The organism is Candidatus Planktophila sp. (assembly GCF_044232745.1).
GTDB lineage: Bacteria > Actinomycetota > Actinomycetes > Nanopelagicales > Nanopelagicaceae > Planktophila.
Map to the genome: position 1 here is coordinate 82835 of NZ_JBIILI010000001.1, position 26185 is coordinate 109019.

Sequence of the window (26185 nt, forward strand, 5' to 3'; positions counted from 1 at the left end):
ATGGGTCAATCACATCGCACACTGAAGGTCGCCGACCGCATCAAGGTAGTAGTTGCAAACCTGCTCGAGACAAAGATTAAGGATCCGCGTCTAGGTTTTGTAACTGTTACCGATGCGCGCGTTACTGGCGATCTTCAGCAAGCATCTGTCTTTTACACCGTTCTTGGTGGCTTAGATGAACGTGCAGCAACTGCAGCAGCTTTAGATAGTGCAAAGGGTGCTATTCGTTCAGCACTTGGCCGCGAACTTGGTCTTCGAATCACACCAAGCATTGAATTCTTTGAAGATGGTTTACCAGAGAGCGCACTTGCTTTGGATTCATTGCTTGCCAAGGTTCACGAGCAAGATGCACAGGTCGCAGAGCTTCGAAAGAATGCTAGCTATGCAGGGGGAGAAGATCCTTACAAAGCTCCACGTGTAATCGAAGAAGAGTAGTGACCCACATAGTGCACGAGCACGGCTTTCTGGTTGTAGATAAAGAACCAGGCATGACAAGCCATGATGTAGTTGCAATCGCTCGTCGCGCGCTGGGTACACGCAAAGTCGGTCATGCCGGAACTCTTGATCCCATGGCTACAGGGATCTTGGTCTTGGGTTTTAACAACGGAACTCGTTTACTGCAATACATCACCGATGGCGATAAGGCTTATCAAGCATCTGTGGTTTTGGGTGCTGCAACAGTTACCGATGATGTTGAAGGTGAGGTAATAAGCACCGCTGACACATCTGCCATTACCGATACACAAATTCATGACGAGCTTGCAAAGATGCGCGGAACAATCATGCAGCGTCCAAGTTCGGTATCTGCTGTAAAGATTGACGGAGAACGCGCTTATGATCGTGTTCGATCAGGTGAGGCTGTTGTTTTGCCGTCTCGTACCGTAACTATTTCGCAACTTGATGTTGTCGCAATTAGACGGCTAGAAAAAGGTATTGAAATCGATATTGAAGTCACGTGCTCTGCCGGAACATTCATTCGGGCAATTGCCCGCGATTGCGGTGATGCGTTGGGCGTTGGGGGACATCTCAACTCGCTAAGACGATCACGTGTTGCAAGTTTTGGCTTAGATAGAGCGGTTTCATTGCAGCAGTTAAAAACTGGTGATTTTTCAACTTTAGATTTAGCAGATGTTGCACGTGCGACATTTGCCGTTCGCGAGATCGCTCTAGATGAAAAGCTAGAACTTTCTTTTGGACGTACATTGACCGCTAACCCGGATGAGCAAATTTATGCAGGAATATCTGTTGCTAACGAATTAATTGCGCTGCTGCAGAACGTAGCTGGCAAGGCAAAACCGATCGCTGTATTCGCGGCTGCGCAGTGACTCTGGAACTCTGAGATAATAAGCACATGAGTATCGTCGTTATAGGAAACTTTGATGGGGTCCACAAGGGTCACCAGCAAATCCTCAACCGTGCCAAAGCTATTGCTGGGGATGAAAAAATAGTTGCACTAACTTTTGATCCACATCCTGTTTCAATCTTTGCACCTGAACGAACACCAACCTTGCTAACTATTTTGAGTGACAAAATAGAGTTGCTCAAGATCCATAACGCTGATCAGGTAGCGGTAATCAAGTTCACCAAAGAATTCGCTGCTATGGCTCCTGAAGATTTTGTTAACAAGGTATTAGTAGAACAGTTGAAGGCAACGACTGTAATTGTTGGTCAGAACTTTACGTATGGATTTATGGCCGCTGGTAACGTCGAATCTTTACAACAGCACACAGAATTCACAACAGTAGTGCTGGATTTGCAAGCTGATTCAGCAGAGACAATTTCCTCTACTCGAATTCGTGCTGCGATATCAAATGGAGATGTCGAGAGCGCTCGAGAAATGTTAACCCGCCCCCACCGCCTAGATGGAATTGTGGTTCATGGTGAAAAACGTGGACGCGAAATTGGATATCCCACTGCAAACCTTGGAAACATTGATGGCCAAACAATCCCGGCAGATGGCGTCTATGCCGGTTGGTTAACAGTCGGAATTGATCGCTGGCCAGCTGCAATTTCAATCGGCACTAATCCAACTTTTGAAGGTGTTCGTGGACGACAGGTCGAGGCGTATGCACTTGATCAAGTGGATCTTGATTTGTATACGAAATCTGCGACTATCGAATTTGGCTGGAGACTTCGTGAGACTTTGAAGTTTGATGGCCTGGAGCCATTGCTTGAACAAATGGCAAAGGATTGTGCTGAAGCCCGTAGATTGACCGAGCTCTAGAGAAAATTTCCTGTTTACTGGGGGAGTGAAACTTTCTCGCCGCCACTTCTTGCTTGGATCAAGTGTTGCCCTTTCAACCCTTGTTTCATTTCCAGAACTACATGCCAGTAAACCAAGACCTTTAAGTAACGGTGCTGATATTTCTTGGTTGCCAGAGATTGAAGCTGCTGGCGGTAAATTCTTCGATGCCAAAGGTCGTCGAATCGATGCAATTGCGTTATTGAAACTATCTGGAGTGAAAGTAGGTCGAATACGCGTATTTGTAAATCCACAAACAGAAAATGGCTCCTTAAAAAGAGCGATTGGCTTAGCTAAGAGACTGAAAACTCACAAAATAGAAATATGCATAGATCTACATTTTTCAGATACTTGGGCCGACCCAGCAAACCAAACCATGCCTGCTGGTTGGTCAAATGACATAGATACGTTAGAAAATGAAGTGTACAAATATACGCAAGAGACTCTGCAAGAGTTTGTTAACTCTGGCGTTACGCCAGCTTGGGTCCAGGTGGGAAATGAAGTTGCAGGTGGCTTTTTGTGGCCGCTTGGAAAAATATCTTCGGACGATGCCAGCCAGTGGCAGAACTTTGTTCGGTTACAAAATGCGGGTGCATTAGCGATACGAGAACTTTTGCCCAATGCTCTGATACTTGTGCACCTTGAATGTGGCGGTGATTCTCAAAGAGTTCAATGGTGGCTCAATAATGCACAAAGATTTGGGTTAGATAATTACGACGTACTTGGATTGAGTTATTACACGCAGTGGAGTGGCTCTCTCGTTCAATTGAGTAAGACATTGAATGTAGTTACATCTACATTCAAAAAACCTGTAGTCATTGCAGAAACTGCATATCCATGGACCTCAAAAAGATTCGGAAACGATGTAATCGATACGAGTAAGGCACCTTTGGCCGCTCATCCACTGACGAAAGAGGGCCAGAAAAAGTTTGTCCTGAGTCTAGAAAAGCTTTTGCGTCAGCAGCCTGTAAATCGAGGCCTTGGTCTGTGGTGGTGGGAACCAATGGCCATGAAGGTGCTCAGTGCTAGCGGAGCAATCACCTGGAATGGTGGAATGGCCAATTCAGCCCTTATCGATAGCGATGGCAGAGTTTTACCAGCGCTAAGCGCCTTGAATGGGCAGTGATCTCCCGATTTCGCCTATTCATAGGCTCGCTGGTAACCTAGCCCTTCAATCGAGATAGCGAATCTTTCGTGAATCAAACCGAAAGAGCCTCGTGCTCAGTACATAAGGAGAACAAGAAATGGCATTAACACCAGAACTAAAGAAAGAAATCATTGCTCAGTACGGTTCTACTCCTACTGACACAGGATCACCTGAAGCTCAGGTCGCTCTTCTTTCAAAGCGTATTGAACAAATCACAGACCACTTGAAGACTAACCCACATGATCACCACAACCGTCGTGGTCTTTTGTTGCTAGTTGGACGTCGTCGTCGCATTCTTCAGTACCTAGCAAAGACAGACATCAATCGTTACCGCGCAATTATCGAGAAGCTCGGTATTCGCCGCTAATTAAGTAAACCCAATCTGCCGTAGAGCGATGGTCCTCGGTAGTGGTTTCCGCGCAGTTAATCCCTAAAAAGATTTAGAGCGCGTGAACTTCGATCGAAGATTCATTCTCTTGGCAGATTACAAAGCCCGATAATTTTGTCGCGCTTTTCAATCTACAAAGAGGAGGACCCATGGAGGGTCAAGAGGTTCAATCAGCCGTTGCAGTTATTGATAACGGAAAATTCGGAAAACGAGAAATTCGTTTTGAAACAGGACGCCTAGCGCGCCAAGCAGCTGGTTCTGCAGCAGTTTATCTAGATGATCAAACAATGATCTTCTCAGCAACAACTGCATCAAAAACACCAAAGGATCAATTTGATTTCTTTCCTTTAACAGTTGATGTTGAAGAGAAGATGTATGCAGTTGGTCGTATCCCAGGATCATTCTTCCGTCGTGAAGGTCGTCCATCAGAAGATGCGATTCTTACTTGCCGTTTGATCGACCGTCCATTACGTCCATCATTTGTTAAGGGACTTCGTAACGAAGTTCAGATCGTTGTGACCGTAATGGCACTAGATCCAGATCATATGTATGACGTTATCGCGATCAACGCTGCATCTATATCTACACAACTAGCAGGTCTTCCATTCTCTGGTCCAATCGGTGGCGTTCGCGTTGCTTTGATTGATGGCCAGTGGGTTGCCTTCCCTAACCACTCACAGGTTGCTAACGCAGTCTTTGACATGGTTGTTGCTGGTCGCATTAGCGATGACGGCGATGTTGCAATCATGATGGTTGAAGCAGAAGCTACATCTCGCACAATCGAATTAATCAAGGGTGGCGCACCAACTCCTAATGAAGAAGTTGTTGCACAAGGCCTAGACGCCGCAAAGCCATTCATCAAGATTCTTTGTGAAGCACAAGCAAAGCTTGCAAAGGTTGCCGCAAAGCCAACTGCAGATTTCCCAGTCTTCTTGGATTACCAGGATGATGTATTTGCAGCGGTTGAAAAGGCAGCTAGCGCAGATCTTGCAAAGGCGCTAACAATTGTTGGTAAGCAAGAGCGCGAAACAAAGATCGATGAAATCAGTGCAGTGACAAAGGAATCTGTAGGCGCCTTGTTTGAAGGTCGCGAAAAGGAAGTTCCTGCAGCATTCCGTTCATTGACTAAGAAGCTTGTACGTCAGCGCGTACTGCGCGACAAGATTCGTATTGATGGCCGTGGACTCCGCGACATCCGTGCGCTCTCTGCAGAGGTAGAAGTTATTCCTCGCGTACACGGTTCAGCAATCTTCGAGCGTGGAGAGACTCAGATTCTTGGAATCACAACTCTTAACATGCTAAAGATGGAACAACAGCTAGATACGTTGAACCCTGAAAATCACAAGCGTTACATGCACAACTACAACTTCCCACCATATTCAACTGGTGAAACAGGTCGTGTTGGTACACCTAAGCGTCGCGAAATCGGCCACGGTGCATTAGCTGAGCGTGCATTGATTCCAGTACTTCCATCACGTGAAGAGTTCCCTTACGCAATCCGTCAGGTTTCTGAAGCACTTGGTTCAAATGGTTCAACATCTATGGGTTCAGTATGTGCATCAACTCTTGCACTATTTAACGCAGGTGTTCCACTACGCGCACCCGTTGCAGGTATTGCAATGGGTCTTATCTCAGATGATGTTGATGGCAAGGTTGAATACGTTGCCTTGACTGACATCTTGGGTGCAGAAGATGCATTCGGAGATATGGACTTTAAGGTTGCAGGAACAAAGGATTTTGTTACAGCTTTGCAGCTAGATACAAAGCTTGATGGAATTCCAGCATCAGTTCTTGCAGGCGCACTATTGCAGGCAAAGGAAGCGCGTCTTGCGATTCTAGATGTCATGAATGAAGCAATCGACGCACCTGATGAGATGAGCCCATTTGCTCCTCGCATTATTTCTGTAAAGATTCCAGTTGATCAGATCGGTGCAGTAATCGGGCCTAAGGGCAAGATTATTAACCAGATCCAAGATGAGACTGGCGCAGATATCTCAATTGAAGATGATGGAACTATTTACATTGGTGCAACCGATGGTCCATCCGCTGAAGCTGCACGCGCACAGATCAATGCAATTGCAAACCCACAGATGCCAGAAGTTGGCGAGCGTTACCTAGGTACCGTTGTGAAGCTTGCTGCATTTGGTGCATTCATTTCCTTGATGCCAGGTAAAGATGGCTTGCTCCACGTATCTCAGATTCGCAAGATGCATGGTGGAAAGCGTATTGAAAACCTTGAAGAGGTTATGAAGGTTGGCGACAAGATCCAGGTTGAAATCGGCGAGATCGATCCAAAGGGCAAGTTGTCTTTGGTTCCTGTCCTTGAAGATGGAACTACTGGTTCAGCTGAATAAATGAGCGTTCGTCGTTCAGTTTTACCTAGCGGTCTGCGTATCGTTACTGAAGAAGTTCCTTCGGTACGCAGCGCCGCGATTGGTATCTGGGTAAATGTTGGATCTCGTGATGAAACCCCGGCCGTTGCTGGGGCTTCTCACTTTCTAGAGCATTTACTGTTTAAAGGAACTAAACGACGAAATGCTTTAGAAATTTCTGCCTCCATCGAATCTGTTGGTGGCGAGATGAACGCCTTTACTAGCAAGGAATACACCTGCTTTTATGCACGTGTTATTGATACTGATTTACCTATGGCAATTGATGTGATTTCAGATTTGATTACATCATCAGTTGTTACTGCACTTGATGTTGATGCCGAGCGCAAAGTTGTTCTAGAAGAAATTGCAATGCGCGACGATGATCCCAGTGATTTAGTGCATGACTTGTATGCAGAAACCTATTACGGGGACACTCCCTTGGGTCGTCCAATTTTGGGAACAGTTGATTCAATCAAAGCTATGTCCAGAAACGCTGTCTTTAATTACTACAAGAAGCGCTATTTACCGCAGGATTTAGTTGTCGCTGTCGCCGGAAATATTAAGCACAAAAAGGTTGTCGCAATGGTTGAAGCTGCACTTTCTCAGGATGGCTTTTTAGATGTAAAAGGTGCACCGGTAATTCGCCCAACTACGCCAATTAAGAAAAGCGCACAGCAATCAGTTGGTTTGATTACCCGTCCAACCGAACAAGCTCATATGTTCTATGGAATGGAAGGCGTCGCACGCCACGATGATCGCCGCTTTGCAATGGGAATTTTGGCCTCGGCTCTTGGTGGCGGAATGTCATCACGCTTATTCCAAGAAATTCGCGAAAAGCGAGGGCTTGCATACTCTGTTTATGCATATGCCCAACAGTTTGCAGGTAGTGGACAAATTGGATTTTATGCAGGATGTAATCCAGCAAAGGCGATTGAGGTTGTTGAAATCATTCGCGAAGTTCTGGCAGATGTTGCTGACCACGGAATGTCTCATGAAGAAATCGAGCGAGCTAAAGGTGCGGTTCGGGGTTCGCTTGTCTTAAGTCAAGAAGACTCAGGTTCTCGCATGAGCCGCATCGGTAAAAATGAGATTGTTTACGGTCAGATCATGGGCTTTGATGAAATTTTAAAGGCAATTTCAGCGGTCAATTCCACAGACATCAAGGAAATTGCCAGCGACTTTTTGACCAAAACGCCTACGCTTGCTCTTGTAGGTCCATTCAAGTCTGAGTCCAAATTCGAGAAGGTGTTAAGCGCATGATCAATGTTGCAGTGTTAGGTGCTCGTGGACGAATGGGTTCTGAAGTTGTTAAGGCTGTTGAAGCTGCTGAAGGTTTAGCGTTAGTTGCAGCACTTGATTTGGGCGATTCAATTGATCAGCTTAAAGATTCTGGCGCACAGGTAGTTGTCGATTTCACAACTCCAGATAGCGTCATGAATAATTTGGAGTTCCTGATCAATAACGGAATCAACGTAGTCGTTGGAACAACGGGATTTGATGAAGCCAAGCTTGCAACTGTTAAAGGTTGGTTAGCTGCAAATCCATTAGTTGGAGTCTTAATCGCCCCGAACTTTGCAATTGGCGCAGTATTAATGATGGAGTTTGCACAAAAGGCTGCCAAGTACTTTGAATCCGCAGAAATAATTGAGCTGCATCACCCTGCCAAGGTTGATGCACCATCAGGAACTGCAGCGCGCACCGCAGAGTTAATGACCGCTGCTCGTAAAGAGGCAGGCCTTGGCGAAATGCCAGATGCAACTACAACATCATTAGCTGGTGCCCGAGGCTCATTAGTAGGAGATATTCCAGTGCACTCAGTTCGTGCACGTGGATTAGTGGCACACCAAGAAGTTTTGTTCGGGGGATTAGGGGAGACCTTAACTATCCGTCACGATTCAATTGACCGTGCAGGATTTATGCCAGGGGTTATTCTTGGGGTACGAAAAATTATTAATCATCCAGGCCTAATTCATGGCCTAGACAAGTTCATGTAAGGAGCAATTCATGTCAAAAGATCAAATCACCATGTACGGCGCCGATTGGTGCGGAGATTGCCGTCGTTCAAAGCGTCTATTTGAAGAACTTAATGTTGAATACACATTAATCGATACAGATTCAGATTTAACCGCTGCGGATAAGGTCATCGAAATTAACGGTGGGGCTAAATCAATTCCAGTGATTGTTTTCTCTGACGGAACACACCTAACTGAGCCATCAGATAATGATCTAAAGGCAAAGCTGCAATCGTTGGGCATAATTTAAGAACACATTGCTTTACAGCCAACGGTAGACGGCTGCGGATGAAACTGCAGCCGAAAGTACAACTACTGGGAATGGCGCTTTAAGAAATAGTGCGATCATTGCTACTGCTAAACCAACTAGGCGTTGGTCAACCATTAGCTTTGATTTTTCCGAGAACGATTGAACCGCAACTAACGCGCTGAGCAAGGCAATTGGAATAAGCGCGTTGATTCGTTGAATCTTTGGGTGCGAAAGCCACCGCTCTGGCACAGAGTGTCCTGAATATTTCAGGGCAAAAGCGATCACGCTGGTACCGATAGTTGCAATCCACAATGCACTCATAGTTTGGCTGTTCATCGCTTTAGTCCGATCACTATTGCGATAAATGCAGTTGCGATAATAGGAAGACCGGCAGGCAGTATTGGTGTCATAACGATTGCAAAGAGCGCGCAGCAAATAGCCAAAATACGCTCAAATTTTCCTGTAAGTCGCGGCCACACCAAACCTAAGAATGCAGCAGGAACTGCTGAATCAAGACCAAATGCGCGGATATCTCCCATAGCCTGTGCACCTAATGCGCCAGCTAAGGTAAAAAGATTCCAGAAAACAAACACACCAATCCCGGTGTACCAAAAGCCTTTTCGCATGGCATCATCGCCGCGTGGTTCTTGACCAAGTGCAACTGCTGTTGATTCATCAATAGTTATCTGTGCAGCAACTATTCGAGTCAAGCCAGATACTTTAAGTCGAGGAGCCATGATGACTCCATACAGTGCATTTCTAACACCAAGCAAAGAAGCGGTTGCAATTCCACTGAGCGCAGAGCCACCGGCCCCTAAAACACCGATGACAGCAAATTGAGATGCACCAGAAAATGTCAATAATGAAAGCAAGCAGCTTTGCAAAACAGTAAAGCCATTAGCCACCGCTGCAGCACCAAAAGCCACCCCATATGCACCAACAGTCAGTGAAACACTGAGCGAATCGCGCAATGTGGTGGAGGCAACCTTGGACACGCGGACATTGTGCCGTATAAATCCAAGAGCCGATAGGGGCAAATAGATAGGGTGCCTCCATGAGTGAAGAGATTATTTATCGCGATGATGTGACCGTTGAATTAGTCAAAGCCAGTGCTAGCGATGCAGATGTTATTTGGGCCGCACGTGTATCAACAGCTGGCGAGCAATCGATGGAAGAGATTGGCGAAGATCCAGCACGCTCTGCAGGACTAATCAATTATTTGGCTCGTGAACGTCACGGCTCTCCATTCGAGCACACATCGATGACTTTTTTTGTATCAGCGCCAATCTTTGTTTTCCGTGAATTTATGCGCCACCGCATCGCTTCATACAATGAAGAAAGTGGTCGCTACCGCGAACTAAAGCCAGTTTTCTACATTCCATCTGCCGAGCGCAAACTTATTCAAGTTGGAAAAACTGGCGCGTACACATTTGTTGATGGCACCAAAGAGCAGTTTGATGTAACTGTTGCTGCAATGAAGGATGCATATGTAGTTGCATACGACAGCTACCAAAAAATGTTAGAAGCTGGTGTTGCTCGCGAAGTAGCACGTGCTGTATTGCCCGTTGCGACATATTCATCCATGTATGTATCCATGAACGCACGCGCACTAATGAACTTTTTGTCATTACGTACCGCCCGCGAAGGCTCCCACTTTCCTAGCTACCCTCAACGTGAAATTGAGATGGTTGCCGAGAAAATGGAAGCAGAATTTGCGAAATTAATGCCACTTACATACGGAGCCTTTGAAAAGTCTGGACGAATCGCCCCTTAAAACGGGTAGAGTTCACCGCATGACAATCGCAGCTCCATTTGGACGGCTACTGACCGCAATGGTCACGCCCTTCACAAAAGATGGCGCAATCGATTGGGCAGGGGTCGAAACTCTAGCCGCGCACCTGGTAGCTAATGGCCATGATGGAATTGTGGTTAATGGAACTACCGGAGAAGCCCCAACAACTAAGTCTTCTGAAAAAGAGGAGATCATCCGCGTTGTAAGAAATACAGTGGGCTCTTCCATCAAAGTTTTATCTGGTGCCGGCGATAATGAAACTGAGTATTCAATCAATCAAGCCAAGCGCACCGAAAAAGCTGGAGCTGATGGTTTGCTGGTAGTTACTCCGTATTACAACAAGCCACCACAAGCCGGAATCGAAGCTCACTTCCGTGCAGTTGCAGATGCCACCGATCTTCCAATGATGATGTACGACATTCCTGGCCGTACTGGTGTTCCAATCGAACCAGACACGATTGTTCGACTATCAGAGCACCCTCGCATTGTTGCGCTAAAAGATGCAAAGGGAGATGTTGCATCAACTTCGTGGGTTATTAAGCGTTGTGGAATTCCAGTTTATTCTGGTGATGACATTCTTAACTTGCCATTACTGTCAGTTGGCGCGGTTGGATTTGTATCTGTGTGTGGACATACAGTTGGAAAAGATCTTCGTGAACTTCTAGATTCTTGGTTTGCAGGAAATGCTGCACGCGCATTAGAAATCCATCAGAAATTACTGCCTGTTTATACCGGCACGTTCCGTACACAAGGTGCAATCCTGACGAAGGCTGCACTTACGTTAATGGGCCTACCTGGCGGTCACACTCGTCTTCCTCTAGTCGATGCTACCGATGCACAAATCGCGCAACTGCGTGAAGATCTACGTGCCGGTGGCGTTGCAGTTAACTAATGAATCATCCTCATCCCAATTTAAGTACTCCGCCAAAACTTGTAGATGGCGGTTTGCGTATAGTTGCACTCGGTGGCCTGACTGAAATTGGCCGCAACATGACTGTATTTGAATACAAATCAAAGCTATTAATTGTCGATTGTGGCGTTTTATTTCCTGAAGATACTCAGCCAGGTATTGATCTAATTCTTCCTGATTTTTCTTACATCCGAGATCGCCTTGATGATGTAATCGGAATTTTTTTAACGCATGGACACGAGGACCATATTGGTGCAGTTCCGTATCTATTGCGCGAACGCGGCGACATTGCTATCTACGGTTCGGCATTAACTCTTGCCTTAATTACTGCAAAGCTTAAAGAGCACCGTATTACTCCACTTACACGTGAGGTAAAAGAAGGTGGAACCGAGGATGTTGGTCCCTTCACTTTAGAATTTGTTGCAGTTAATCACTCGATCCCAGATGCGCTAGCTGTAGTTATAAACACAGGCGCTGGTCGAGTTTTAGCGACTGGTGATTTTAAAATGGATCAACTTCCATTAGACGGTCGGATTACAGATTTACGAACATTTGCACGATTAGGCGAACAAGGCGTTGATCTATTCATGGTGGATTCAACAAATGCGGACGTTCCTGGATTTACCCCTTCAGAGCGCGAGATTATGCCCGCACTTAACCGCGTGATCGCATCAACTAAACGACGCGTTATCGTTGCATCATTTTCTTCGCACGTTCATCGAGTTCAGCAAATTATTGATGTAGCAGCCCTACATGGTCGCAAAGTCGTATTCATTGGTCGTTCGATGGTTCGCAATATGAAAATCGCAGAGGATATGGGTTACCTTAATGTCCCTGCCGATTTGGTTATCGATGCAAAAGATTTAGATCAATATGATGACAATGTTGTTTTGATTTGCACTGGTTCACAGGGAGAACCAATGGCTGCTTTGTCCCGCATGGCTAATGGAGATCATCAGATTCGAGTTGGCGAAGGGGACACAGTGATTTTAGCCTCTTCGCTGATTCCGGGAAATGAAAACTCGGTCTTTCGCATAATTAATGAATTAACTCGATTCGGTGCCAAAGTGGTGCACAAAGCTAATGCAATGGTGCATGTTTCTGGTCATGCAGCGGCCGGAGAACTACTGTATTGCTACAACATTGTTAAGCCTAAGTATGTGTTGCCTATTCACGGAGAATGGCGACATCTGAAAGCAAATGCAGAGCTTGCAATCCAATCAGGTGTCCCACGCGACAACACTTTCATAATTGACAATGGCGTTGTTATCGACATGGTTAATCATGAGGCTGAAATTGTTGGCGCGATCCCTGTTGGTTTTGTATTCGTTGATGGTCAAAGCATCGGCGATATAACTGAGAGTTCGCTAAAGGATCGTCGTATTTTGGGTGAAGAAGGATTTATTTCCTGTGTTGTTGTCATTGATTCTCAAAGCGGCAAAATCGTTGCAGGTCCAGATATTCATGCGCGAGGATTTAATGAAGATGCTGCCATGTTTGATGAGGTAAAGCTTCGTATTGAAAAAGCATTAGCCACAGCTGTTATTGATGGCATCAACGGAACTCATCAGCTATCTCAAATAGTGCGAAAGACAATCGGTGGCTGGGTTGGGGGAGAGCATCGTCGAAAGCCGATGATTGTCCCTGTCGTTATAGAAGTGTGAAGCGCGGCGCGCCTAGTGGGTTCCAATTTGTTAACCCTTTACGATCGGTCGTGTGGCTAAAAGAAAAAAGGCAAAAACTAAGTCAGGTGCTGTAGGCGGGGCACTTGCTCGTTGGATTGGTGCCACTTGGCGGTTTATAGCAAAGTCACTTGGTAAGAGCGTTCGCTTTATCGCTCGTGGTGCCAGAGATTTAGATCCAGCTCATCAACGCGATGGAATCGCATTTCTAATTTTAATTGTTGCATTAGTTGCTACCGCAGGAACATGGTTTCATTCAGACAATCTTGTGGGTCGTGCGGTTTATTCAGTTATTTACGGCGGCTTTGGTCGAATTGGTTTTGTTTCCCCACTTGTACTCATTTATTTTGCATTTAGATTGTTTCGTGTTCCTGAAGATTCAAAGGCGACAGGACGAATCATCATCGGCACATTGGCACTTGCTGTGTCATCAACTGGATTGGCACATTTGCTCAATGGGTCAATTGGAACAGGTGCTACCGCAATGCGCGAAGGTGGCGGCTGGTTGGGGTACGCAGTCACTCAACCTTTAGTAGCTTTGATGACTTCAGTTCTTACATATCCTGTTCTTGTCATCGTTTTCATATTCGGCTTGTTGGTTATTACCGCTACACCTGTGTCTGAGATCCTGACTCGAATTACAACTTCCAGCAAATGGTTATGGTCAAAACGTCCGGAACGTGCTGAGCGAAATGAAGAAGATTTTGAAATCACAGATACTCCAGCTTTTGATACTCCGGTTGTCGCAGCCTGGAATGAACCAGATGAAGAGGAAGAAGAGCTGGACGAAGAAAGCTTTGATGAAGAGTTCACTGTTCCGGTGCCAGTATCTCCAGTTGCGCACGCCAATGAAAATACTGTTGCGGCTAAGCGTCCAGAGCAGTTACTACTCACTGCAGATGTTGTTTACGAACTTCCCCCAGCAGATATTTTGCGAGCAGGTCCTGCCGCGAAGGCGAAGAGCAAGGCCAATGAATCTGTAGTAGCGGCGTTAACTGAGGTCTTTTTACAATTTGATATCGATGCGCAAGTTACAGGTTTTATGCGAGGCCCCACCGTTACGCGCTATGAAGTAGAGCTGGGTAATGCTGTGAAGGTAGAACGCATTACGGCACTTGCGAAGAACATTTCATATGCTGTTGCTAGTAGTGATGTCCGGATTCTTTCGCCAATTCCAGGAAAGTCTGCGGTCGGAATTGAAATTCCAAATGCAGATCGCGAAATAGTCGCGCTAGGTGATGTTTTACGCTCAACGGTTGCAGGTCAAGACCTACATCCAATGTTGGTTGCTTTGGGTAAAGATGTAGAAGGTAATTTTGTCTGCGCAAACCTTGCCAAAATGCCACACTTATTGGTTGCTGGTGCAACAGGTGCAGGTAAATCCTCAATGATTAACGCCATGATCACCTCTATTTTGATGCGATCAACCCCCGATGATGTGCGACTTGTTCTCATTGATCCAAAGCGGGTAGAGCTAACAGCGTACGAAGGTATTCCACACCTCATCACTCCAATTATTACCAACCCTAAGAAAGCTGCCGATGCTTTGACCTGGGTAGTGCGCGAAATGGATTTGCGATACGAAGATCTATCAACCTTTGGCTTTAGACATATTGATGATTTCAATAAGGCAGTGCGTGCAGGAAAAGTTGTACCACCGCCAGGCAGCGACCGTACAGTCGAGCCATATCCGTACCTTCTTGTGATTATTGATGAGTTGGCAGACCTAATGATGGTGGCTGCAAAAGAGGTTGAAGAATCAGTTGTCCGTATCACGCAGTTAGCTCGTTCTGCGGGCATTCACTTGGTCCTAGCAACACAGCGACCATCAGTAGATGTCGTCACTGGTCTGATTAAAGCGAATGTACCTTCACGGCTTTCTTTTGCAACAAGCTCACTTGCAGATAGCCGAGTCATTTTGGATACACCCGGTGCTGAAAAGCTGGTTGGGCAGGGTGATGCCTTGTTTATTCCTATGGGATCAAGCCGAGCAATAAGAATTCAAGGAGCATATGTATCTGAGCGTGAAATTGAAGCGGTCACTACTCACGTGAAAAAACAGTTAAAGCCTAGATACCGAGATGATGTAACCGCACCTGTAAACCAAATGAAAATGATTGACAAAGAAATTGGTGACGACCTTGATGTTTTGTGCCAGGCTGTAGAACTTGTAGTAGGCACACAGTTTGGTTCTACATCTATGTTGCAAAGAAAACTTCGAATAGGTTTTGCAAAAGCTGGACGTCTTATGGACTTGATGGAGTCGCGAGGCATCGTTGGACCATCAGAGGGTTCCAAGGCGCGTACCGTAATGGTCAAGCCCGATGAACTTGATTCTGTGCTTGCAACCCTTCGCGATTATTAATAATGGGTGAACAGTCAGAAGGGTGATTCTCTTTCACCCCTAAGTCTCACGCTATATCTATTCACCCCTCCTCTGTTCTGCTTTAGAATAAACACTCACCCCATCGCCAGTTTGAGGATTAGTTCATGACTCTAGGTTCCTTGATTGCTCAAGCGCGAAAGAGTGCTGGGCTCAGCGTTGAGGATCTCTCAGAAGCTACAAATATTCGCGGTGGCTTGTTGCGAGAAATGGAATCAAATAATTTTATAAATTGTGGCGGAGAAACTTATGCTCGCGGTCACTTGCGAAACATCGCAGTTAAACTAGGGGTAGAGCCGCAGGTCTTTTTAACAGTATTTGAAGATGAGCAGCTGCAGGTGGATCGCTCCATCAAAGAAATGCTTGTTGAAAATAATGTGATGAAAAAGCCAGAAGAAGCTCGTAAAGTTTCCTGGAAAGTTTTGGCAACTATTTCAGTTGCATCTTTGTTTGTTGTTGGCTTAGCTCAGATAATTATTTCAAATACAGCATCAGTTGATATTCCTAAACCAGTTGCTTCAATCTCGGCAACGCCTTCTGAAAGTGCTGATCCAGTGCCAGTTGCAACTGAATCAACCCCAGCAGAGCAGGCCACTGTTTCTACGGGTACAGGGGTCACGTTAATTGTTTCGGCAGAGCGCGCGAAGAGTTGGCTCTTTGTCTCCGATGCATCGGGGCGAACATTGTTTAGTGGACAAATTGCACGTGGCGTTACTAAAACTTTTAGTACCGATATTTCACTCAACGTGAAAGTTGGCAACGCTGGTGGCGTTGATTTCACTGTCAACGGCAAGAAAGTCGATTCAATTGGTGGCGATGGGGAAGTTGTTAGCGTGTCGTACGGAGTAGATTCTTAAAAGCCTTAGACAGGGTAAGATTGCGCAAATGAAGCGCACCGTTGCAGTAGTCACACTTGGATGTGCCCGCAACGAAGTAGATTCCGAAGAACTTGCAGGGCGCTTGGCTGCCGATGGTTGGACCCTGGTCGATGATGTCGAATCTGCAGAGGTAGCCCTTGTAAACACATGTGGGTTTATCGAGTCCGCCAAGAAGGATTCTGTAGATGCCTTGCTTGAGGCAAATTCACTCAAGGGTCATGGGGTAACACGCGCTGTTGTCGCCGTCGGATGCATGGCCGAGCGTTACGGAAATGAATTAGCTGAGGCGCTGCCCGAGGCGGACGCGATTTTAGGTTTTGACGACTACAAAGATATTTCCGCGCGATTACAAGCAATCATTGCGGGTGAATCCCATACATCACACGTTCCCCGCGATCGTCGTGCGCTGCTGCCAATTGCTCCAGTTGATCGTGCTGATGCACGCGAAAGCGAAGAGTTTTCCAGAAAGCGGCTAGGCAATGCACCGTGGGCTCCGCTAAAGATTGCTTCAGGTTGTGATCGACGCTGTTCTTTCTGTGCCATTCCATATTTCCGTGGCTCATTTATTTCTAGACGTCCCACTGACATCATCAAGGAAGCACGCTGGCTCGCAGAAAATGGTGTTTCTGAATTATTCTTGGTCAGCGAAAACACTACTTCATATGGAAAAGATTTAGGTGATCTGCAATTAATGGAAAAGATTTTGCCAGATATTGCGGCACTACCTGGCGTTGAGCGAGTTCGTCTGTCTTATTTACAACCAGCTGAGATGCGCCCAACTTTGATCCAAGCAATGATCGCAACAGATAAAACCGCTCCGTACTTCGACTTATCTTTCCAGCACACCAGTCCCACAGTACTTCGCAGAATGCGCCGTTTTGGAGATAGCGAGAAGTTCTTGCATCTGATTAGCCAAGTTCGGGCAGTTTCACCAGAGGCCGGTATTCGTTCAAACTTTATTGTTGGATTTCCAGGTGAAACTCAAGAAGATTTTGATGATCTTGCTGATTTTATAACTAAGGCAAAGTTAGATGCCGTTGGCGTATTTGGTTATTCAGATGAAGACAACACGGAAGCACTTAATCTTTCAGACAAAATCGATGCTGATGTGATTGCCCAGCGAGTCGAATCACTGTCCTCATTGGCCGATGAAATGGTTTCTCTAAGAGCACAAGCCCGAATCGGCGAGAAGGTGCGAGTTCTGATCGAAGATGAAGATCTGCAAGAAGGCCGAGCAGCCCATCAGGGACCTGAAGTGGATGGCACAACAACATTTATTGGCACAAATTACACAGTCGGACAGTACGTTGATGCCGTTGTTATTGATTCGATGGGCGCAGACTTGGTAGCAAAGCCACTATGAATCTGCCCGCTTTTATAACTCCTAATTTCATCACGGTAATGCGTTTGCTCTTTGTTCCAGTAGGTGCTTATACTCTTTTTAAAAATGGTGGAGATGATCCAACCTGGCAATACATTTCTTGGTGGGTTTTCTTTCTGCTTGGAATGTCAGATGTGTTAGATGGAAAGTTAGCCAGAAGTCGCGGCACCATTACTAAGTTTGGTGAGTTTTTAGATCCAGTTGCCGATAAATTTATGATTGGTACTGCGATGGTTTCTTTGTCAATACTAGGAAGAATGCCCTGGTGGATCACATGTGTAATTTTGTTCCGAGAAATTGGAATCACAATATTTCGACTATCTGTCATCAAACGGGGAGTGATTCCAGCTAACAAGGGTGGCAAGATCAAGGCCATGCTGCAGAACTTTGGTGTTGGCTTCTATGTGCTGCCGTTAAGCACAGATCTCTATTGGTTCCGTGATGGATTTATGTATATTGCCGTAATACTCACTATCTATACCGGTGCATATTATGTAAAATCAGCCTTCACGCACAAACCTTGAATTAGGAAAGGCTACGCAGATGGCGTTATCTAATGAGATTCTTGGCTTTGCTGCCGAGATCGTTGATCATCTGCGCGCACGCGGCGAAACAATTAGCACCGCAGAATCTCTCACTGCAGGATCTGTAAGTTCGGCAATCGTTACCATAGCCGGAGCATCAGATGTCTTTGTCGGTGGAACAACTGCCTATCGTGACGAGATTAAGGTTTCGCATTTAAATGTAGATGCAGAGCTGATTGAAAAACATACGGTCATCAGTGAAGAAGTTGCAGTTGCAATGGCTAAAGGTGCAATCAAATCTTTTGGGACAACGTGGGCTATTGGCACGACCGGTGTTGCCGGCCCTAACCCACTAGATGGTTATCCAGTGGGTGTCGTATGGGTAGCCATCGAAGGCCCAATCAGTCACACAATCGCATTAGCCCTTTCGGGCGACCGCGAATCTGTGCGAAACGCAGCTACATCAAGCGCGATTGCCACCTTTGCGCGTATCCTTAGACACCGTACATAAACATCTGATTGAAAGATCGACAAAGGAAGGGAGTATGACAATGGTTCTAGTACGTGAAGCTATTGGACAGACCCTTCGTTCTGCGCGCACCCAACAAGGTCGAACATTGCGCGATGTTGCTCGTGATGCACGTGTTTCTCTTGGATATCTATCCGAGGTTGAGCGCGGACAAAAAGAAGCATCCTCTGAATTACTTAATGCAATTTGCGTCGCGTTGGGACTTTCCCTTTCTGGCGTTTTCAGCGATGTATCTGCAGAGCTCAAGAGCCGTGAGGGCGTAACTCTCACTGTTGTCGATGCCGCTTGATAAGTACGCGCCACAAGTAGCAACTCACCGCCGTACGCAGAACGCTATTCTTGAGGCAACGAAACAATTAATTGCAACAACTGGTTTAAAAAAGATGTCCATGATTGAAATAGCAGATGTCTCCGAAGTTTCCCGTGCGACTTTGTACAACCATTACCGAGACAAAGACAGTGTGTTGCGTGCCTTATGCGAGTCAGAAATGCAACGGATCGTTGCAATTGCCCAAGCTGCACCAGATGTAAAAACAGCACTCGAACAAATCTCTATAGAAATTTCGGGAGACTCGGCACTTGCGGCCATGCGCACTCAAGATCCTGATACATTGACAATTGCTTTAGCGGCTCAGGCAGACACTCTGTGGAAAGCATTTGCTATCGCCATGGGTCACTTGTTGGGTACCGAAAAAAGTCAGCTGGCAACACGATGGTTGATCGGACAAGCATTACATCCAATCACTCCTGCGCAATCGCGTGCTCAAGCAGAAGCGATAACTGCAATTGCGAATATCTGATCTGCGCGAACGCATCACCTTGTCATTCGGTGATGCATGGGCGCCTTCATTTTCGGCAGATATCGCACTATCTGAATTAGGTAGCAAGAGTGTGAATGAAGCCTTAGCTGCAGGGTTCGAACCAGATGTTATTTGGAAAGCGGTGTGCAACGCACATCCAAATGAGACAGAAAAACACAGATACTAAAAATGCCAGTTAGCGCCCATCGTTACACACAAGACCTGAACAACCCCGCACTTGTGCTTGTGCATGGTTTGGGTTCAGCCGGAAACATTTGGAAAACTCTGGTGCCACAGTTGATAGAGAGTTTTACGGTCTATGCCATTGACCTTCCGGGACATGGCGATGCACCACTGGTAGACGATGAAGAAATGGATCCTCGTTCCCTTGCGCAAGCGATAGTTGATTACATGGTTTCTAAGACAGGTGTTGAAACAATGCACGTTGCCGGAAACTCTCTTGGGGGATGGATTGCATTAGAGATGGCAGCGGTTGCTCCGGATAATGTTTTGAGTGTTACCGCATTAGCCCCAGCTGGTTTATGGCATGAACAACCGCCGCGAAAGTTCCCACCAAGTCTTGATGCCCGAATCCTGGCGAAGATTTCGCAGTACTTTATGAAGACCGCCTATCGAATTCCTCTACTTAAAGCTATTGGGTATAAAAAGATCACACACTTGTGGCGTGAATTAAGTTTTGAATCTTGTCGAGATTCAGTAATCGCGATGGCACGATCAAAGGGATATATGCCGATGTGGCATGGTGCAAATGGACGCAGATTTGAATCCATTGTTCCTGAAAAAGTAAAGCTGTCAGTAATTTTTGGTGATGAAGATCTAACGTTGCCAAAAGAGATTGCGCAAGAAAAAACCGTTGCACCTGCACACTCTCGATGGATCATCGTCGATAACTGTGCACATGTGATCATGTGGAACTATCCGAGATTAACTGTTGAGCTGATTAAGAAAACTGCCCTGATCGCGTCATAAAGATTTTAGCAATACACCTCTAGGACCCACGGCTTCTTTTTACTTCCTTCAAGTAATTCGCATTCAAATTTCTGGGAAACAATTGCTTCAAGTTCAATGGGATTACTCGGGATTTTTGTTGACTTTAGAATGTGATGGACAACTTCACCCCGAGTCTTTTTCGACATGTGCGTAATGACTTTCTTAACACCATTGACCTTGGTGAAGACCTTGATCTCAACAGTTATCGAAACAGGGGATTGCCATACCGTTTGATAGGTAGATGAGCGACAATCAATAATAAGTTCAGATTCTCTGCCATCTAACGCTTGTGCAACTTGGGCAGCCATCTTCTTATTCTTAATCTTTTCTTTGTAAGGCTCGATTGGATCCAAGGGGCGTACGACCCCGTATTTGGCCGAGATGATGGCGATCGAGGCACTGCCTAGCTTTCGTTGATCGCCGGTTAATCGATCCCACCCCAAGGCCGCATAGAGGACCCCTGTGTAGACCTGGATTGCCGGCCCAGGGAGCTCAGATTTCTTCTCAGAGGGCGGCAGCAGGATTAACACCGGCTCAGTATGGTGCGGCGACACGCGTTCATCTGTCAGTGCCACCTGTTATCTTTCGAACAGATGTTCGGATAAACTACCTCAGTACAACCAGAGCGGTTCCAACCTCCGCCTGCAGCACTTCTCCACACCAGTTGTGGAGCTGCCGCAGACCGTCGTTGGGTCTCCGTACCTTCTGGGCCGCACACCAAACGAACTGCATAGCGCAGGACGTTCTATCGAAAGGAATGTACGTGGCTACTGAAAAAAGTAATAAAGCAAACGATGCAGCACAAGATAAAGCCAACATTGAACGCCACAAGGCGTTGGATACAGCCCTAGCCCAGATCGAACGTCAATTTGGTAAGGGCGCCGTAATGAAGATGTCAGAGCGACAGAACACAGTGATCGAAGTAATTCCGACTGGTTCAATCGCACTTGATATCGCACTAGGTATTGGTGGACTTCCACGTGGTCGCGTTGTTGAAATTTACGGACCAGAATCTTCAGGTAAGACAACACTTACATTGCATGCAATCGCAAATGCTCAAAAAGCTGGCGGAATTTGTGCGTTTATCGACGCAGAGCATGCATTTGATTCAGAGTATGCAAAGAAGCTCGGTGTTGATATTGATGCGCTATTAGTGTCACAACCAGATACCGGTGAGCAAGCTCTAGAAATCATGGACATGCTGATTCGTTCAGGTGCACTTGATCTTGTTGTCGTTGACTCAGTTGCAGCTCTTGTTCCTCGCGCAGAAATCGAAGGCGAGATGGGTGATTCACACATGGGTCTACAAGCTCGTTTGATGTCTCAAGCACTTCGTAAGATCACTGGCGCACTTCACCAATCAAAGACAACAGCAATCTTTATTAACCAGTTGCGTGACAAGATCGGTGTCTTCTTTGGCTCACCAGAGACAACAACAGGTGGAAAGGCGCTTAAGTTCTACGCCTCTGTTCGCCTGGATATCCGTCGTATTGAAACTCTTAAGGATGGCCAAGAATCAGTTGGTAACCGTACTCGCGTGAAGGTTGTTAAGAACAAGATGGCTCCACCGTTCAAGCAGGCAGAGTTCGACATTATTTACGGCACAGGAATCTCACGCGAAGGCTCACTCATTGACATGGGTGTAGAAATCGGTGTTGTTAAGAAGTCTGGTGCTTGGTACACATACGAGGCAGATCAGCTTGGTCAGGGTAAGGAAAATGCACGCGCATTCCTACTTGATAACCCAGATCTAGCTAATGAGATTGAAAACAAGATCCGCGAACACTTTGTTCCAGTTGAGGTCGATCCAGCGCTAGTTGCTGCAATTGATGAGGCTGCCGCAGAGGTGGATTTCTAAGCTCCAATGTTGGAGTTCAAAAAGGTTGACCACGAGGCTGACCCTTACTCAATCGCAAACACCATCGCACTTAATGCTTTGGTTGCTCGCGCCAAGAGTAAGGGTGAGCTTCTGGCTCACTTAAAAAAACGTGGGGTTGAGGATGATGTTGCCCAGGCAACAATTTTTCGCCTTCAAGAAAATGGTTTGATTAATGATTCAGAGTTTGCAAAGGCATGGACTCAATCACGCCATACCTCTAAGAAACTATCCAAACGAATTATTGCTGGAGAGCTTCGCACTAGGGGAGTAGATCAATTTAGTATTGATCAAGCGTTAGATGAGATTGATGATGAGTCTGAGTATCGAACCGCCTTTTCATTAGGAATGAAAAAGTACAACACCATGAGTCGGTTAGAGCCAGAGGTTCAGATTCGCAGAATTCAATCCCTGCTCCAAAGAAAAGGTTTTTCCTTTCCTACAATTGCGCGCGTTATTCGCGAGCTAGATGTTCAGTCAGGCGAGCTGCAGTAGCAACTACAGCAGCGGCATGAATGCGGCCAGGTTGACGTCCTAGACGTTCGATCGGGCCGCTTATGCTGACAGCAGCGATAACTTTTCCATTAGGCGCACGAACAGGCGCGGAAACAGATGCAACACCAGCTTCACGTTCCCCAACAGATTGCGCCCAACCACGACGACGGTCGGCAGATAATTGCGCCGCAGTAAAGCGAGCATTGGTTAAACCACGGTGAATCTTTTCTGACTCTTCCCAGGCCAAAAGTATTTGCGCCGCAGATCCTGCCTGCATGGTCAATGCTGCGCCAACAGGGACAGAGTCACGCAACCCTGACAAACGTTCTGCCACCGCAACACAGATGCGCAGATCTCCTTGACGGCGGTACAACTGTGCACTTTCCCCAGTTGCATCACGCAGCGCGGCTAGTGCGGGGGCAGCGGCAGCTAGTAGACGATCCTCGCCTGCGGCAGCACCCAATTCACCTGAACGAGGACCCAAAACAAATCGTCCAGTTAAATCACGTGCTACTAAACGGTGAAACTCCAGTGCTACGGCTAAGCGGTGTGCGGTAGGACGAGCGATACCAGTGGCAGCAACAAGTTCTGCAAGTGAATGCGGGCCAGCCTCTAGCGTGCTTAAAATTGCCACGGCTTTATCTAAGACGCCAACTCCGCTATTCTTCTTGTTCATAGAGTGATATTAGCATCTCATTATCTGATACCACAACTTAGAAATGTAAGGAGCAGGACATCGTGGGTAAAACGCTAGCCGAGAAAATTTGGGCAGAGCATGTTGTTCGTTCAGCACAGGGCGAACCAGATCTGATTTATATCGATCTACATTTAATCCACGAAGTAACTAGCCCACAAGCATTTGATGGTCTGCGCCTTGCAGGACGCACGGTTCGGCGTCCAGATCTAACAATTGCAACAGAAGATCACAATGTTCCAACACTTAATATTGACAAGCCAATTGCAGATCCAGTTTCAAAGCTACAGGTTGATACATTGCGTGCAAACTGCGCCGAATTTGGTCTTCGAATTCACTCATTAGGCGATAAAGATCAAGGAGTTGTCCACGTTGTTGGACCACAACTTGGCGTGACTCAACCCGGAATGACAATTGTGTGTGGAGATTCGCACACATCTACTCACGGCGCCTTTGGTGCACTTGCATTTGGTATCGGAACCTCTGAAGTGGAACATGTTTTGGCAACACAAACATTGCCATTACAGCGACCAAAAACTATGGCTATTAATGTTGAGGGTTCACTGAAGTCAGGCGTTACATCGAAAGACATTATTCTGGCAATCATTGCAAAAATTGGTACCGGTGGGGGTCAGGGTTATGTCATCGAATACCGAGGCAGTGCAATCCGCGCCCTATCAATGGAATCACGCATGACTGTATGCAACATGTCCATCGAAGCAGGAGCTCGCGCAGGACTGATTGCACCAGATCAAACAACATTTGATTACATCAAGGGCAAACCCCATGCACCAGAGGATTTTGATGCAGCAGTTGCTTACTGGTCTACATTGTTTACAGACAGCGACGCACAATTTGATGTTGAAGTAAATCTCAATGCAGATGAACTAGAGCCATTTGTTACCTGGGGAACCAACCCAGGACAAGGTTTGCCACTTAATTCTGTGGTTCCAAACCCTGCCGATATTGCAGATACAGAGCAACGCACTGCTGCAGAACGTGCACTTGTCTATATGGGCCTTGAAGCTGGCATGCCACTTAAAAAGATAGCCATTGACACTGTTTTCTTGGGTTCATGTACTAATGGCCGCATTGAAGATTTGCGTGCAGCAGCTGATGTATTGAAGGGTAAGAAAATTGCATCAACGTTGCGCATGTTAGTTGTTCCAGGGTCGGCGCGAGTTCGCCTTGAAGCAGAAGCAGAAGGTTTGGATAAGGTATTTCTTGAGGCAGGTGCCGAATGGCGCAATGCGGGATGTTCCATGTGTCTTGGTATGAATCCAGATCAACTTGCAGTAGGCGAGCGTTCTGCTTCAACTTCTAACCGCAACTTTGAAGGTCGCCAAGGTAAGGGCGGTCGCACACACTTAGTAAGTCCACTTGTCGCAGCCGCAACAGCGCTGCGTGGAACATTGTCTTCACCTGCGGATCTGTAAGGAGTTACTGATAACCATGGAAAAATTCATTAAGCACACAGGCACAGGTGTTCCACTCCGTCGTAGCAATGTTGATACAGATCAGATCATCCCAGCTGTTTATTTGAAGCGAGTAACGCGCAGTGGCTTCGAAGATGGTTTATTTGCTGCCTGGCGAAATGATCCTGAATTTGTTTTGAATAAGGATGCCTATAAAAAGGGGACAGTTCTTATTGCCGGAGCAGATTTTGGAACTGGTTCTTCACGCGAGCACGCAGTCTGGGCATTGCAGAACTATGGTTTTAAAGCTGTTATATCTAGTCGGTTTGCAGACATCTTCCGTGGAAATTCTCTTAAGGGCGGATTGCTAACAATTATTCTGGATCAAACTGAGGTAGAAGCAATGTGGGCCGCTGTTGAAGCAGATCCATCAGTTGCAATCACCGTTGACCTAGAAACTCGCACCGTTGGCTATGGCTCGAAAAGTTTGCCATTTGAGATCGATGATTACACCCGATGGCGTTTGATGGAAGGATTGGATGACATTGGTTTGACCCTAAAACAGACTGATTCCATTGATTCTTTCGAGAAAAATCGCCTTGCCTATAAGCCAACAACACTTCCAATTCGTTCGTAAGGGTCCAAAATAAGCGTAAAACGCAGGTTTTACGAGTGGGTGAGAAGATAAGCGCTAAACCCTCAATCTGATATTTAGGGTTTTCTACGCATAAAAATCGTGCTTTTTATGTATTTACACAAAAAATAAAAAATGCGACACGCGCATATCAATAACCTCATCACCCCATGTATGCGCGTAAGTTTATGAACACGTTAAGCAGTTGCTTAACATTTACGCGTAAATAAGGGGATTTCAATGAATAAGGCCCAATTCATTGCTGCGTTAGCACCACACTTCAACGACAGCAAAAAAGAAGCAGCACACGCTGTAGATATCGTTTTTGACACAATCATCCGTAACCTTTCAAAGGGTGAAGATGTAATGATCAACGATTTCGGCAAGTTCAAGAAGGTTGATCGCAAGGCACGCATGGGACGTAACCCATTTACTGGCGAGACAATCAAGATCAAGGCATCAAAGAAGGCACGCTTCCTACCTGCAAAGGCACTAAAGGAAGTTATCGCCGGAGATCGCAAGCTTGCTCCAGCACCAAAGCCAGAGCCAAAGGTAGTTGCTAAGCCAGCTGCTAAGAAGGCAGCACCAAAGAAGGCAGCGAAGAAGGTTGTCAAGAAGACAGCTAAGAAGGTTGCTAAGAAGTCTCCTGCTAAGAAGAAGCCAGCAGCGAAGAAGGTTGTAAAGAAGGCAAAGAGAAAGTAATTCTCGTACTTAAAAAAACGGGGCTGGCTAACGCTAGCCCCGTTTTTGCATGTAACGCACTATTATTG

General features: G+C 46.3%; 30 protein-coding genes. 26 read left to right on the forward strand and 4 right to left on the reverse strand.

Annotated features, from left to right (window positions below):
- The 9 genes from rbfA to AC9UGD_RS00445 all read left to right on the forward strand — a co-directional run bounded on the left by rbfA (position 1) and on the right by AC9UGD_RS00445 (position 8411).
- Positions 1–435 (forward strand): 30S ribosome-binding factor RbfA, encoded by a 435-nt coding sequence (gene rbfA / locus AC9UGD_RS00405; RefSeq protein WP_509536365.1) that lies wholly within the window; start codon positions 1–3, stop codon positions 433–435.
- An 11-nt stretch (positions 436–446) separates the two neighbouring features.
- The gene (gene truB / locus AC9UGD_RS00410) at positions 447–1325 is read left to right on the forward strand and encodes a tRNA pseudouridine(55) synthase TruB (RefSeq protein WP_509568578.1); all 879 of its coding nucleotides are present in this window, start codon (positions 447–449) and stop codon (positions 1323–1325) included.
- Between the two features lie 26 nt (positions 1326–1351).
- Positions 1352–2224, forward strand: coding sequence for a bifunctional riboflavin kinase/FAD synthetase (locus tag AC9UGD_RS00415; protein ID WP_509568102.1), 873 nt, complete (start codon positions 1352–1354; stop codon positions 2222–2224).
- A 25-nt stretch (positions 2225–2249) separates the two neighbouring features.
- A complete protein-coding gene (locus tag AC9UGD_RS00420) occupies positions 2250–3368 on the forward strand; it encodes a glycoside hydrolase family 53 protein (RefSeq protein WP_509568104.1) in 1119 nt (372 codons plus the stop codon).
- Between the two features lie 118 nt (positions 3369–3486).
- Positions 3487–3756 carry a 30S ribosomal protein S15 gene (rpsO, locus tag AC9UGD_RS00425; protein WP_509568106.1) on the forward strand — a complete coding sequence of 90 codons (270 nt, stop codon included), beginning with the start codon at positions 3487–3489 and terminating at the stop codon, positions 3754–3756.
- Between the two features lie 170 nt (positions 3757–3926).
- Entirely contained in the window at positions 3927–6131 is a 2205-nt protein-coding gene (locus AC9UGD_RS00430) for a polyribonucleotide nucleotidyltransferase (RefSeq protein ID WP_509568108.1), read from the forward strand.
- The gene (locus AC9UGD_RS00435) at positions 6132–7409 is read left to right on the forward strand and encodes a M16 family metallopeptidase (RefSeq protein WP_509568110.1); all 1278 of its coding nucleotides are present in this window, start codon (positions 6132–6134) and stop codon (positions 7407–7409) included. It begins immediately after the preceding gene.
- Positions 7406–8143 (forward strand): 4-hydroxy-tetrahydrodipicolinate reductase, encoded by a 738-nt coding sequence (dapB, locus tag AC9UGD_RS00440; RefSeq protein ID WP_509568112.1) that lies wholly within the window; start codon positions 7406–7408, stop codon positions 8141–8143. The genes AC9UGD_RS00435 and dapB overlap by 4 nt, the downstream gene beginning before the upstream one ends.
- Before the next feature lie 10 nt (positions 8144–8153).
- Positions 8154–8411 (forward strand): glutaredoxin domain-containing protein, encoded by a 258-nt coding sequence (locus AC9UGD_RS00445; protein ID WP_029018792.1) that lies wholly within the window; start codon positions 8154–8156, stop codon positions 8409–8411.
- 12 nt (positions 8412–8423) lie between these two features.
- On the opposite strand, the gene AC9UGD_RS00450 is transcribed toward AC9UGD_RS00445, so the two are convergent.
- Both AC9UGD_RS00450 and AC9UGD_RS00455 read right to left on the reverse strand, forming a co-directional pair.
- Positions 8424–8747, reverse strand: a complete 324-nt coding sequence (locus AC9UGD_RS00450) for an AzlD domain-containing protein (protein ID WP_509568114.1) — start codon at positions 8745–8747, stop codon at positions 8424–8426.
- Positions 8744–9406: an AzlC family ABC transporter permease gene (locus AC9UGD_RS00455; RefSeq protein WP_509568116.1), complete on the reverse strand. Its 663-nt coding sequence runs from the start codon at positions 9404–9406 to the stop codon at positions 8744–8746. The genes AC9UGD_RS00450 and AC9UGD_RS00455 overlap by 4 nt, the downstream gene beginning before the upstream one ends.
- Positions 9407–9465: 59 nt before the next feature.
- Between AC9UGD_RS00455 and thyX the strand changes: the two genes are divergently transcribed.
- The 12 genes from thyX (at position 9466) to AC9UGD_RS00515 (ending at position 20280) form a co-directional block, all read left to right on the forward strand.
- Positions 9466–10185 (forward strand): FAD-dependent thymidylate synthase, encoded by a 720-nt coding sequence (gene thyX, locus AC9UGD_RS00460; RefSeq protein ID WP_509568118.1) that lies wholly within the window; start codon positions 9466–9468, stop codon positions 10183–10185.
- Between the two features lie 19 nt (positions 10186–10204).
- Complete coding sequence (dapA, locus tag AC9UGD_RS00465; RefSeq protein WP_509568120.1) at positions 10205–11095, forward strand: 4-hydroxy-tetrahydrodipicolinate synthase; 891 nt, start codon at positions 10205–10207, stop codon at positions 11093–11095.
- Positions 11095–12777: a ribonuclease J gene (locus tag AC9UGD_RS00470; RefSeq protein ID WP_509568122.1), complete on the forward strand. Its 1683-nt coding sequence runs from the start codon at positions 11095–11097 to the stop codon at positions 12775–12777. Before dapA ends, AC9UGD_RS00470 begins: the two co-directional genes overlap by 1 nt.
- A 52-nt stretch (positions 12778–12829) precedes the next feature.
- Positions 12830–15160 carry an FtsK/SpoIIIE family DNA translocase gene (locus tag AC9UGD_RS00475; RefSeq protein ID WP_509568124.1) on the forward strand — a complete coding sequence of 777 codons (2331 nt, stop codon included), beginning with the start codon at positions 12830–12832 and terminating at the stop codon, positions 15158–15160.
- A 125-nt stretch (positions 15161–15285) separates the two neighbouring features.
- A complete protein-coding gene (locus AC9UGD_RS00480) occupies positions 15286–16035 on the forward strand; it encodes a helix-turn-helix domain-containing protein (protein ID WP_509568126.1) in 750 nt (249 codons plus the stop codon).
- Positions 16036–16063: 28 nt separating this feature from the next.
- Entirely contained in the window at positions 16064–17419 is a 1356-nt protein-coding gene (rimO, locus tag AC9UGD_RS00485) for a 30S ribosomal protein S12 methylthiotransferase RimO (protein WP_509568128.1), read from the forward strand.
- Entirely contained in the window at positions 17416–17961 is a 546-nt protein-coding gene (gene pgsA / locus AC9UGD_RS00490) for a CDP-diacylglycerol--glycerol-3-phosphate 3-phosphatidyltransferase (protein WP_509568130.1), read from the forward strand. Before rimO ends, pgsA begins: the two co-directional genes overlap by 4 nt.
- Before the next feature lie 19 nt (positions 17962–17980).
- Complete coding sequence (locus AC9UGD_RS00495; protein WP_509568132.1) at positions 17981–18472, forward strand: CinA family protein; 492 nt, start codon at positions 17981–17983, stop codon at positions 18470–18472.
- 40 nt (positions 18473–18512) lie between these two features.
- Positions 18513–18779, forward strand: a complete 267-nt coding sequence (locus AC9UGD_RS00500) for a helix-turn-helix domain-containing protein (protein WP_509568581.1) — start codon at positions 18513–18515, stop codon at positions 18777–18779.
- Complete coding sequence (locus tag AC9UGD_RS00505; protein WP_509568134.1) at positions 18769–19290, forward strand: TetR/AcrR family transcriptional regulator; 522 nt, start codon at positions 18769–18771, stop codon at positions 19288–19290. The genes AC9UGD_RS00500 and AC9UGD_RS00505 overlap by 11 nt, the downstream gene beginning before the upstream one ends.
- Positions 19277–19477 (forward strand): DUF3046 domain-containing protein, encoded by a 201-nt coding sequence (locus tag AC9UGD_RS00510; RefSeq protein ID WP_509568136.1) that lies wholly within the window; start codon positions 19277–19279, stop codon positions 19475–19477. Before AC9UGD_RS00505 ends, AC9UGD_RS00510 begins: the two co-directional genes overlap by 14 nt.
- A gap of 2 nt (positions 19478–19479) precedes the next feature.
- Entirely contained in the window at positions 19480–20280 is an 801-nt protein-coding gene (locus AC9UGD_RS00515) for an alpha/beta fold hydrolase (RefSeq protein ID WP_509568138.1), read from the forward strand.
- A 5-nt stretch (positions 20281–20285) separates the two neighbouring features.
- On the opposite strand, the gene yaaA is transcribed toward AC9UGD_RS00515, so the two are convergent.
- Entirely contained in the window at positions 20286–20876 is a 591-nt protein-coding gene (gene yaaA, locus AC9UGD_RS00520; RefSeq protein WP_509568140.1) for a peroxide stress protein YaaA, read from the reverse strand.
- A 182-nt stretch (positions 20877–21058) separates the two neighbouring features.
- Between yaaA and recA the strand changes: the two genes are divergently transcribed.
- Both recA and AC9UGD_RS00530 read left to right on the forward strand, forming a co-directional pair.
- Positions 21059–22159, forward strand: coding sequence for a recombinase RecA (gene recA / locus AC9UGD_RS00525; RefSeq protein ID WP_509568142.1), 1101 nt, complete (start codon positions 21059–21061; stop codon positions 22157–22159).
- 6 nt (positions 22160–22165) lie between these two features.
- Positions 22166–22672 carry a regulatory protein RecX gene (locus tag AC9UGD_RS00530; RefSeq protein ID WP_509568144.1) on the forward strand — a complete coding sequence of 169 codons (507 nt, stop codon included), beginning with the start codon at positions 22166–22168 and terminating at the stop codon, positions 22670–22672.
- Here the strand turns inward: AC9UGD_RS00530 and AC9UGD_RS00535 are convergent.
- Positions 22632–23348, reverse strand: a complete 717-nt coding sequence (locus tag AC9UGD_RS00535; protein ID WP_509568146.1) for an IclR family transcriptional regulator — start codon at positions 23346–23348, stop codon at positions 22632–22634. The genes AC9UGD_RS00530 and AC9UGD_RS00535 overlap by 41 nt on opposite strands.
- Positions 23349–23410: 62 nt before the next feature.
- Here AC9UGD_RS00535 and leuC point away from each other — a divergent pair, with 62 nt between their 5' ends.
- From leuC to AC9UGD_RS00550, 3 genes are all read left to right on the forward strand, one after another.
- The gene (gene leuC, locus AC9UGD_RS00540) at positions 23411–24802 is read left to right on the forward strand and encodes a 3-isopropylmalate dehydratase large subunit (RefSeq protein ID WP_509568148.1); all 1392 of its coding nucleotides are present in this window, start codon (positions 23411–23413) and stop codon (positions 24800–24802) included.
- Between the two features lie 16 nt (positions 24803–24818).
- Positions 24819–25418 carry a 3-isopropylmalate dehydratase small subunit gene (gene leuD / locus AC9UGD_RS00545; RefSeq protein ID WP_509568149.1) on the forward strand — a complete coding sequence of 200 codons (600 nt, stop codon included), beginning with the start codon at positions 24819–24821 and terminating at the stop codon, positions 25416–25418.
- 237 nt (positions 25419–25655) lie between these two features.
- Positions 25656–26117: an HU family DNA-binding protein gene (locus tag AC9UGD_RS00550; protein WP_029018974.1), complete on the forward strand. Its 462-nt coding sequence runs from the start codon at positions 25656–25658 to the stop codon at positions 26115–26117.
- The last annotated feature ends 68 nt before the right edge of the window (positions 26118–26185 follow it).